This window comes from Oleiphilus sp. HI0067, assembly GCF_001635735.1.
On the sequence record NZ_LWFI01000664.1, the window covers coordinates 73,015 to 82,618 of the forward strand.

A 9,604-nucleotide genomic window follows, 5' to 3' on the forward strand; every position below is an offset into this window, starting at 1 on the left:
CTCTTAGGGCTCAGCAATAGCGAATTTCCCTGCTATTATAAGGAGATAGAACTATATGCTGACTAAGTGTTCAGCCTAATAACCAATTAAAACCGACAAACATCAACAGGAAGAACTACAACAGATGTTGGGTCCAGACCTTGAGCTTTTGATAAGTATCCCCGAACAAAACTTGGGTGAACTTTCATACACTGATTCCACCCCGGAAGCCTTTGCTGACTGGGTCGCGAATCTGCCCATGGCGAATTTAGGCGAGCTGTCTCGTCAACTATATCGTGCGATTAATGAACTAAATCGCCTTAAGTGCAAGCCAGAAACTCGCTCAAAAATGCTTGAGGACATTCGAAAACCTATCCATTACGCATGCGAAGAGCTGTCAAAACATTTTCTTAACGCATCTATCACACCTCAAGAAAAGCAACGCAAAGTTATCAACCTTGTCACGAGCCTTCATCTTTCTCTAGCCGCTGGCTACAAAGCAGTGCTATTAGAGAGCGTTCCTAATCTTGGGTCAGAACATACACGTAAAAACTTCAGCTGCGCAGCACACCGAACCATTACAGAATTTGGACGTGTTCAGCTTTTGTCAGCCAAGCTCTATATTTCCGTACCGAAAATGCTATGGAAAGAAATGAACGAGATCTATCGTTTTAGCGATGAGTTAGGCCTAATGAAGTATCTAGTTCGCGATGAAGACAATCTTGTCGAACCAGACTCATCGATCAAAAGCGCCTATAAACGAAACTTGTTACTTGCCTGCTGCCGCTCAAACCAGTTGCGTAAGCAAGAGATCGATTCTGTTTGGGTACTGTTCGAACGATGGGCTAACTACGTAGAGCTAGGTAGAAAGTACCTCGCCTCAGCTGTCTTCTGCATCAATTTATCCGAAGACCAAGCTCCGCGACACAAGAGCCTACTGCATGAAGAGCTGAGTGATTTTTACTATGGGTTTGATACGGCTGAACTCATTACCCGCATCACTTCGCACCTAAGTTCAGCGAATTCGACGATCACCCATTTAGAAATGCCGATCAATATCAGTAATGGCTTACTGCATCACTTGCATCATTCACTTGGTATTCTCACCAAACGAACCTTTAAGCGTATCGCAAGCGATGGCTCGCTTGAGCTTGCTGTTGGTTTGAGTGCTATGCACTACTACACCTCAGGTCGAACATCCTTCCAGCCACACTTGTTTGGGATGGAACCTATTGACCTTGATAACTCGACCGAATCTCGCGTTAGTCGAGCCAAAAGTAACGACCCTTGGTCTAATGCCTTTGATGCGGCCGCTATTACAAGTCCGAAATCGATTCCTAGCGAGTCGGTGATTGACTATACCAATCATCCTGAGAGCGCTGACAAAGACTTTCCTGTGCACACCACTAGCCTGATCAATACAAGCCCTGGTGGATATTGCATTCAATGGGGCGGTCACATTCCAAAGAATGTTCAAGCTGGTGAACTTCTTTGTGTGCGCGAAAACGATGAGAAATCATGGAGCATTGCTGTTATCCGCTGGATTCGATACTCCAAGCAAAAAGGTACGCAGCTTGGTATCGAGCTACTCGCACCTCGCGCCAAACCATGTGCGGTGCAGCAACTCAACAAAACTGGCAAACACAGTGAATTTTTGCGTGGTTTGCTTCTACCAGAATTGAGCAGCATCAGCCAACCAAGCACGCTAATTACGCCTCGCCTCCCATTCAAAGAAGGCAATAAGGTGATTTTGCGTTTCAGCGGCATCGAATCTAAATGCATTCTAGCCGCCACTGTTTCAGAAACTGGTAGTTTTAGCCAGTACACCTTACGCGCAACAGATGTTCTAGATTCGAAATCTGCGCAACTCGAAGAAGAAACACAACAACCCAAAACCGAAATAAGTCTCGAAGACGAATTCGATTCTCTTTGGCCTAGTCTGTAGTTAACGCGGTACCAATAAGTAATGACAAAACAAACCGACACCCTCTTCCTTCTTGTACTTGAAGACTCTCAAAATGATGCAGAGAAACTTGTCAGCCTATTACGAAACGCTGGCATTGCAACTAGAGCAAAACTCATCGAAGACGAAGAAGAACTAGAGCAAGCGTTATCCGACGGACAATGGGATTTATTTGTTGCAAGAGAATCAGCGGCAGACTTCGATCTAAGCCAAGCTTGCATTCAGATATCAAAAAAAGACTTATATATCCCTCTAATTATTATTTCTGAAGAATATGACGAAGAAAAGGTCAGTGCGCATCTAAAGAGTGGTGCGCATGATGTCGTATCAAGCACTCAAGAAAAACACTTCGTTGAAGTGGTCAAACGTGAGTTATCACACGTTCGCGCAATACAAAAACTGCATCACCTTGAAGTTGAAATTCGCGATGTCGAACATCGTTGTGAATTACTGCTCGATAGCTCTAAAGACGCAATCGCATATATCAACGACGGAATGCATATCTATGCCAATAGCTCATATCTTGAGTTTTTGGACTACGACGATATTGACGAAATGATCTGCATCCCAGTGATGGACACCCTCAGCGGCGATTCGCAAGAAAAATTCAAAGAGATCGGTAAAGACTTTTTAAATAGCAATAGTGACGCTAAACCTGTCGAAAACGTTGCACTCACATCAATCAGAGAAGATGGAACAGAAATCCCTGTTCTTGCTAGCTTCTCGCATGCGAGCTATGACGGCGAAAGCTGCCTTCAAATCATTTTGCGTCCTGAAGAAAACTCCGCTGAACTCGAAGCAAAACTGAAAGAAATGAGCCAGATAGACTTACTAACAGGTCTGTATAACCGCTCATACTTCATGGATGCTCTTCATGAAAGCAAAGAAGGCGCCCTCAGCGACGACAGTAAAGCTGCTGTTTACTATTTAGCGATTGACCACTTCCACAGTGTCAAAGCGAATTTAGGTATCGGTGACGCCGACTTTGTATTACGAGACTTAGCCCAGATTCTTGAAACCAAGAAGAGCGACAAAGTCACCCTTGCCCGTTTAAGCGATGACGTGTTCGGCATGATCATCAATGACACCACCGACGCACAAGCAATGGATGTCGCAAATAGTCTGTGCAAAGAAGTCGAAGATCATTTGTTCGACGTAGAAGGCAAAACTGTTCAAGTCACATTGAGTATTGGTGTAACAATCATTAATGCCAACGCTCCAAACATTAAAGACATCTTGGGACGTGCGCAAACCGCGTCAGAAGGCGTTAGAAAGCTTGAAGGCAAAGCCAATGGTAACGGTGCATTGTTATTTGAACCTAAAGTAGAAAACCCTCTAGGTAATCACGACACCGCTGGCAGCTACATTGAGAAAGCGCTAGACGAAGACAAATTCAAACTGCTCTTCCAACCAATTCAAAGCCTTCGCGGCGGAACGCACGAGCACTACGAAGCGTTTGTGCGCATGATTGATGATAAAGGCCAGGAAGTTTCACCTTACGAATTCCTACCACCTAATGGTCCATCAGAGGTTGCTGGCAAGATCGACAAATGGGTCATCCTACAAACCATCAAGCAACTTAGTGAGCACAGATCTCAAGGGCATGATACGCGCCTATTCATCAATTTAACGGCCGAGTCCTTGCAAGATCCTAACTTCATCTCTTGGTTAAATGTGGCATTAAAAGCAGCGCGCTTACCCGGCGACTCTTTGATTTTCCAAATCTCGGAAAACAATGCGATTACTTATCTAAAACAAGCAAAAGAGTTCGAAAAAGGATTAAACACCTTACATTGCAATTTATCCGTGAATCAATTTGGTCGTGCGATCAATCCATTCAATCTTCTCAAACACCTTACTCCGGAGTATGTGAAGCTTGAAGGGTCATTTACTGAAGAAATGCAGAAGAGTCCTGAAGGCAAAGAAGCAATGAAAGAAGTGATCACTTCTCTGCAAGGCATGAATAAATTGACGGTTGTTCCGTTGGTCGAGAGCGCTTCACTACTCGCAACCCTATGGCAAGCAGGCGTTAACTATATTCAGGGTTACTACCTACAAGCACCTAGCACAGAAATGAACTTCGACTTCAGCGAAGAATAATCAAAGCTTAAAAAAGTGACCGCTACTCCTTATTCCGTAGCGGTCTGCTTCATCCGCACTCTCTTCCATATAATCCGCTAATTCGTAATACACTTGTCGACTTATTAGAGCTTGTAAATTCCGGCGCACTGTAACCACAGGCAAAGCTTCACCCGCGCTATTCTCAAGCAAAGCTATCGGATGATCTGGCGACAACTCAAAGGTATCACCAACGTTTGTCGACAAAAGGACACGTTGATCTCGCCCTTCGCCACTTACCTCTGCAAGTCGTACAACGAACGGCAAACACTCAACTGTAATCTTCACCTTCTCAGCAGGCGTCACCAAATAGTAATCTTCTTCGTCGAGCAGAAGAATGCGAGAGAATAACTGAACAGTCGCCTCTCGCGTCATTTCATCACCGTTATACCACCAAGAGCCATCCCGTTTAATAACAATATTGAGCTCACTCTCACGCGATGGCGTCCACGTTTCTACTGGAGGAATTTTACCTTCGAGTGCAAGGAGGTCTTTTAACTCAGATGCGAAATTGGGAAGTATCTTCTGTGTAGTCATATCTAAAACTTTCTTAGTAGATTAGCGGAACTGGAGATCAGTACATTCTTGAACTATTGTTACAGACATCGGAGCTCGACGCCTAATCACTTATGACTGAAACCGCTAATTTATACGTTAGTCAGGCCTTAACCGACTTTACGGTTGAAGAATTAGAGGCCCTACAACAAATTTCTTATAGTAATAATTTAGTTCTAGAGATTTCAGGCTACCTATATTTTGAAAATCATAGGTTCTTTCAATATCTTGAAGGGGAAGACTCAGTTGTTCATCAAGCATTTGAACGTATTAAGAAAGATCCCAGACATAAGATTATTGGGGTGCTCGAGCAACAAGATATCGTGCGTAGATTTCCTGACTGGTCAATAAAGTGGCTTCAAAGCAGCATATTCGCCAATCTCAATTTAGAAAAACTGCTGATTGATCACCTATCTATTATGAGCAACTTTAAGAACGACGGACCAGACTTCTCTGGTTCAGCATTTCAAATAGTCGATACCTTATCTAAGCACCAGATACAGCTAAGCTAGCGCACACGCACTGCTATAAGCCGCGCTGCCACTCTTCACGTAGTTGAATTTTCTCAGGTGTATTAATTGCTGTATCAAGTTGCATTAACAACTTGGTTTTATCTCGTCCTAACTGCCCCTTTAAAGGCAAGTAATTCGATGCATGATCCGAACGGAATGTAGAATCTTCAAGTTCAAGGTGTGAGATAAACGTGTGCAGCTCTCTAAATAATTGTGTTTGGGTTAAGGGCTCCCAATCAACAAAACGCTCTCGATAACGCTCTTCTCCCATAGGAAAACTCACCACAAGCGTTGAAACATAATCAGGTTGTGCGGCATTGATCGCCTTAGCGGAATTCACAGCATGTTGTTGCGAATAACGTTGCCCGCCCAAGCCATTCAACACCATTACCGAAGACTTGATACCTGCCTGCTTAATCTTTTGCAAAGCGGATACAGAACTTTCAAAACTCTCGCCTTTATTCACCATCTCGAGCACAAATTCATCACCAGACTCTAAACCAACGTAAAGCATTTCAAGCCCAAGTTCGCGCAATTCTATTAACTCTTCAACACTCTTCTTAGCCAAATTACGCGGTAAACAATAGGAGCTCACGCGCTCTAAATTTAGGAAAGAGTCTTTCAAGTTTTCAAGCACCGACTTCAAACGCCGCGTTGGCAAAATCATCGCATCACCATCCGCTAAGAAGACGCGCTTAGTCTGAGGAACTTGTGCGGCGACTTTAGCAATGTCAGCTTGAACTTCTTCATCTTTGCGTGCGCGAAACTTCTTTTGCTCTTGGGTATACATTTCGCAGAAGGTGCATTTATTCCAAGAACAGCCATTAGTAAGTGGCAAAATAAATGAATAAGCCTCGCTTGGTGGACGAAACACCGGCTCGATATAGTCAATCGGGTAGAAATTCATAACTCTAGTAAAAAGTTTGTTCGTTAAACGGGGACGATATCACACATGCCAGAGGCGATCACTTCACCACGTAAGTGCACTAACTCGCTTGTTTGAAAAGGATAGCTAGTGTAGGGGTGCCCTTCTGTTAAGAGGCTGACTAGCTCTCCAAGCAATGGCATATGCGCCACAATCAGCAAGGTTTGATCATCGCGTAATAAATTTAGCTTTCTTGTCGCACGCTCAGGGTCAGAATCAGGACGAAGAAACGTCTGCTCTTCGACGATAAGACTATATTCTGATGAAAATAATTGCGCTGTCTGTTGTGCTCGCATCAAGTCACTACACCAGATGTCGCTTACAGACATATTCATTTTAGATAGGCGAAGAATAGTTTCTTTTGTCTTTGCAGTGCCGGCATCGGTCAATGGACGTTGTCGATCACTTGGCGCATCAAAAGATGCTTCACCGTGACGGCACAAAAACAAATCAATCATTCGTACTATCTCGCTTGCTCTCGGGTTCTGGCCAGTCAGCGAAAGGGAACGGCTTTTCGTCTGAGGAGAAACTGATAAATTCAGAGATTTGCTTTAAATACACACCCAGTCGCGCACCAAAATCCTTAAGCGTTTCGCTTGGTTCGCCGACTGTCACACTCAAAATACTCTGAATTAAAGCGATCACCGCAATGACGATCTCAGAAAAGCTGAAAACAACACAAAACAATAAAACATACGCGATACGCATTAAATTTCATCCTTCGGTAAAGTATATTCAACATCTGTATTACGCTCAGCGAGCATCAATCCTTTTACAACCATTGAGATCGGCTGCTGCTCATACATAACCTTATATAAGCCCTGCACGAGCGGCATGTAAATATCATGTTCATCCGCATAGCGTTTTACCTGCTTAAGCGTGTTCACACCCTCAGCGACCTCACCCAAGCTTTCGATTGCTTGCTCGAGGTTTTTCCCTTCGCCAAAGGCAAAGCCCACTCGGTAATTTCGGCTCAATGGAGAACAACACGTTGCGATCAAGTCACCCACGCCAGATAAACCTAGAAAAGTCATCGGATTCGCGCCCTGATGCTCAGCAAAACGTCCCATCTCAGCAATGGAACGTGTTAGCAGCATAGCAATCGTGTTCTCACCTAATTTCTTAGCCGCAGCAATGCCAGCAATAATCGCGTAGATATTTTTGAGAGCACCGCCAAGCTCTACCCCGTACACATCGGCACTCGCATACACTCGAAAGTATTCGCAGCTAAGCGCTTCTTGCACAATACGGCGCAAATCAGAATCTTCACTCGCAATTACAGTAGCGGTAATTTCATGTTTCGCAATTTCTTTTGCGAGATTAGGCCCACCCATGACACCAACACGATTGTTTGGCAATTCAGAGCGAAGAATATCGCTCATCAGATTTAGTTTGCCAGGTTCAATGCCTTTAGTCGTACTAACAACCATCTGTCCTTCAGAAATGAAGCCTGAAACTTGCTCCACAACCATACGAAATGACTTACTAGGGATCGCAAAAAAGATAACATTCGCGCCATCGACCGCAGTCTTAAGATTGCCACTGACGGATAAGTTTTCGTGAAGTACTAAATCTGGCAAGTATCGTTGGTTGATACCCGTTTGTTGAATCTCTTGAACGGCGTCTTCATTGCGCATCCAAAGAGCAACGTCATATCCATTCTCGGCAGCAATATTTGCAATGACGGTGCCGAAGCTCCCACCACCAAGAACGGCAATGCGTTTGCAATCGCTCATTTAAAAATCTCTTGAATAACTTACAGGGCTAGCCTGCTTTAAAGGTCACAACGTCGTTGCCTTCTAGTGCATCAACAAGGTCACGAAACTTCGTACAATTGCTCTCGTTAATGTCCATCAAGACTTTATGCGCTTTTAAAACCGTCTGGCGCATTTCTTCTTCTTGAAGAGGGCTTTGTGGCATTTCTAACAGTTCTGACTCATTTTCAATCGGTTCACGCGTAATCAAGAAAACGCTGTCAAAACCCATTGACTCGATAACTCGGGTGACGTCTGGATTGGTAGAAACAATAGAGGGTAAAAAGTGGGACTTTTCTTTTGCTTTTACAGCAAGCTTGGCCAGCATGCCTAGTGTAGTGCTATCAAGATGTATGGTTTCAGTGAGATCGACAATGAGACTCCGAAAATTGGGATTTTCAGAAATCGTATCAATCGCCACATCAATGGTCGAGCACGCATTTAAGCGGACTTCACCCACCAACTTTAATACATATACACCGCTACAATCGGCTTGTAACACTCTACATTCGGACATCGCTAACTAACTCTTGATAATGCAAGCAACACCCTACCATCCGCTACGACGCATCCTTATCGCAGACCGTTAACACGGCAATATCGTCCGGTAGATCATCGATATCATCCAATCCAACCGATGTCAGTAATGATTTTATCCCTCCTCGCTCACGAGAAACAACATCTAAAAGTAACTTTTCTTTCTCTTTTAGTGTCTCACTCGGCAAAACTTCTAATATCCCATCTGAAAAAACAGTGATTTTAAAGTCTTGTGGCAAAGGGCATACAACCCGCTCAAACTTTGGATAAGGAAATAAACCAACCGCGACACCTTTTGCATTTAAGTACTCCGCACCAGACGGACTACTCAGTATCGGCAAGGGAAAATGCCCGCCAATGGCATAGGTTAGGCTGCGATCACTATGATCAACAATACCTACGAATACGGTTAAGTGCTTTCCTAGATCCGACACAATCAATTCCTGATTGAGTCTTTTCAAAAACTTCACTGGACAGCTTAGCTCATCACTTGAGTTTCGGCGTAAATTTCTCAGTAATCGTGCTGATAGATTTTTTAAGAGAACCGTGACGAACGCAGACGAGGCTCCGTGCCCAGATACATCTGCAAAATAGAACAAAGACTTTGTATCATCGATACGGAAGTAATCTAGAAAATCACCACTTAAGTACAAAGACGGACGAACAATATGATCAAAATGGAAATCGTTAATGATTTTATCTGGCTGAGGAAGCATCTTGAGCTGAACCTGCAAGCCGGCTTTTTGATCTGTTCGTAACTCGTGAATACCTTCGCGAAGCTTGCGATTTCGTTCCTCGAGCTCTGATCGCAGTCGTTTATTCAACTTACTGAGACGGATTTGATCCAGTGTTTTATGAATCACTGAGTCTAANCGCTCAAAGTCTTTCACTGGCTTAAGTATGAAATCCCCTGCCCCACCTCTGAGACAAGCTACAACATCACCCGCCGACTCAACTTCAGACACAATTATCAACGATATTTCTTTCTTATCACTTTCGAAGAATGGCAATAGCGGGATTTGTTCGGAGGGAACATCTGCGAAAATCAGGTCGGGAGCTTCAGGAAGAGCTAGTAAATGCGCCGTTTCGACATTAGAAGCCGCTTGGACAAAATACCCTTTTCCAGTGAGATAACTCACTAGATTCTCACGATCAACAGGGTTGGAATCGATCACTAAAATTTGATCTGAGCTTGGACTCATAACTACGCAATATTCATTGTTCTTTTATGCAGTATAGGCGTGCAAACGAGTTGGTAAAG

10 protein-coding genes are annotated in these 9,604 nt (G+C 43.9%); 3 read left to right on the forward strand and 7 right to left on the reverse strand.

Translation table 11 applies throughout. The features are described 5' to 3' along the window. Positions 1-124: 124 nt before the first annotated feature. Positions 125-1,924, forward strand: a complete 1,800-nt coding sequence (locus A3739_RS07630) for a hypothetical protein (RefSeq protein ID WP_068476433.1) — start codon at positions 125-127, stop codon at positions 1,922-1,924. 21 nt (positions 1,925-1,945) lie between these two features. Further along, a complete protein-coding gene (locus A3739_RS07635; RefSeq protein ID WP_068476435.1) occupies positions 1,946-4,042 on the forward strand; it encodes an EAL domain-containing protein in 2,097 nt (698 codons plus the stop codon). On the opposite strand, the gene A3739_RS07640 is transcribed toward A3739_RS07635, so the two are convergent. Continuing rightward, positions 4,043-4,597, reverse strand: coding sequence for a DUF1285 domain-containing protein (locus A3739_RS07640; RefSeq protein WP_068476437.1), 555 nt, complete (start codon positions 4,595-4,597; stop codon positions 4,043-4,045). A gap of 92 nt (positions 4,598-4,689) precedes the next feature. Here A3739_RS07640 and A3739_RS07645 point away from each other — a divergent pair, with 92 nt between their 5' ends. Next, entirely contained in the window at positions 4,690-5,127 is a 438-nt protein-coding gene (locus A3739_RS07645) for a BLUF domain-containing protein (RefSeq protein WP_068475487.1), read from the forward strand. A gap of 13 nt (positions 5,128-5,140) precedes the next feature. Here the strand turns inward: A3739_RS07645 and A3739_RS07650 are convergent, their stop codons facing one another. From A3739_RS07650 to A3739_RS07675, 6 genes are read right to left on the reverse strand one after another with little or no spacing between them, the layout of a single operon-like run. Further along, complete coding sequence (locus A3739_RS07650) at positions 5,141-6,034, reverse strand: radical SAM protein (RefSeq protein ID WP_068476440.1); 894 nt, start codon at positions 6,032-6,034, stop codon at positions 5,141-5,143. A 23-nt stretch (positions 6,035-6,057) separates the two neighbouring features. Then, on the reverse strand, positions 6,058-6,510 hold the full coding sequence (gene sixA / locus A3739_RS07655; RefSeq protein WP_082878318.1) for a phosphohistidine phosphatase SixA: 453 nt from the start codon (positions 6,508-6,510) through the stop codon (positions 6,058-6,060). Then, on the reverse strand, positions 6,503-6,760 hold the full coding sequence (locus A3739_RS07660; RefSeq protein ID WP_068476442.1) for a DUF4389 domain-containing protein: 258 nt from the start codon (positions 6,758-6,760) through the stop codon (positions 6,503-6,505). Before A3739_RS07660 ends, sixA begins: the two co-directional genes overlap by 8 nt. Next, positions 6,760-7,788 (reverse strand): NAD(P)H-dependent glycerol-3-phosphate dehydrogenase, encoded by a 1,029-nt coding sequence (locus A3739_RS07665; RefSeq protein WP_068476444.1) that lies wholly within the window; start codon positions 7,786-7,788, stop codon positions 6,760-6,762. Before A3739_RS07665 ends, A3739_RS07660 begins: the two co-directional genes overlap by 1 nt. 28 nt (positions 7,789-7,816) lie before the next feature. Further along, on the reverse strand, positions 7,817-8,308 hold the full coding sequence (locus tag A3739_RS07670; RefSeq protein WP_231876632.1) for an STAS domain-containing protein: 492 nt from the start codon (positions 8,306-8,308) through the stop codon (positions 7,817-7,819). Between the two features lie 58 nt (positions 8,309-8,366). After that, positions 8,367-9,545 carry a SpoIIE family protein phosphatase gene (locus A3739_RS07675; protein ID WP_068476448.1) on the reverse strand — a complete coding sequence of 393 codons (1,179 nt, stop codon included), beginning with the start codon at positions 9,543-9,545 and terminating at the stop codon, positions 8,367-8,369. Between the last annotated feature and the right edge of the window lie 59 nt (positions 9,546-9,604).

Coding starts and splice junctions, on each gene's coding strand:
- A3739_RS07630 (WP_068476433.1), top strand. CDS start 125: ATGTTGGGTCCAGACCTTGAGCTTTTGATAAGTATCCCCGAACAAAAC.
- A3739_RS07635 (WP_068476435.1), top strand. CDS start 1,946: ATGACAAAACAAACCGACACCCTCTTCCTTCTTGTACTTGAAGACTCT.
- A3739_RS07660 (WP_068476442.1), bottom strand. CDS start 6,760: ATGCGTATCGCGTATGTTTTATTGTTTTGTGTTGTTTTCAGCTTTTCT.
- sixA (WP_082878318.1), bottom strand. CDS start 6,510: ATGATTGATTTGTTTTTGTGCCGTCACGGTGAAGCATCTTTTGATGCG.
- A3739_RS07645 (WP_068475487.1), top strand. CDS start 4,690: ATGACTGAAACCGCTAATTTATACGTTAGTCAGGCCTTAACCGACTTT.
- A3739_RS07665 (WP_068476444.1), bottom strand. CDS start 7,788: ATGAGCGATTGCAAACGCATTGCCGTTCTTGGTGGTGGGAGCTTCGGC.
- A3739_RS07650 (WP_068476440.1), bottom strand. CDS start 6,034: ATGAATTTCTACCCGATTGACTATATCGAGCCGGTGTTTCGTCCACCA.
- A3739_RS07640 (WP_068476437.1), bottom strand. CDS start 4,597: ATGACTACACAGAAGATACTTCCCAATTTCGCATCTGAGTTAAAAGAC.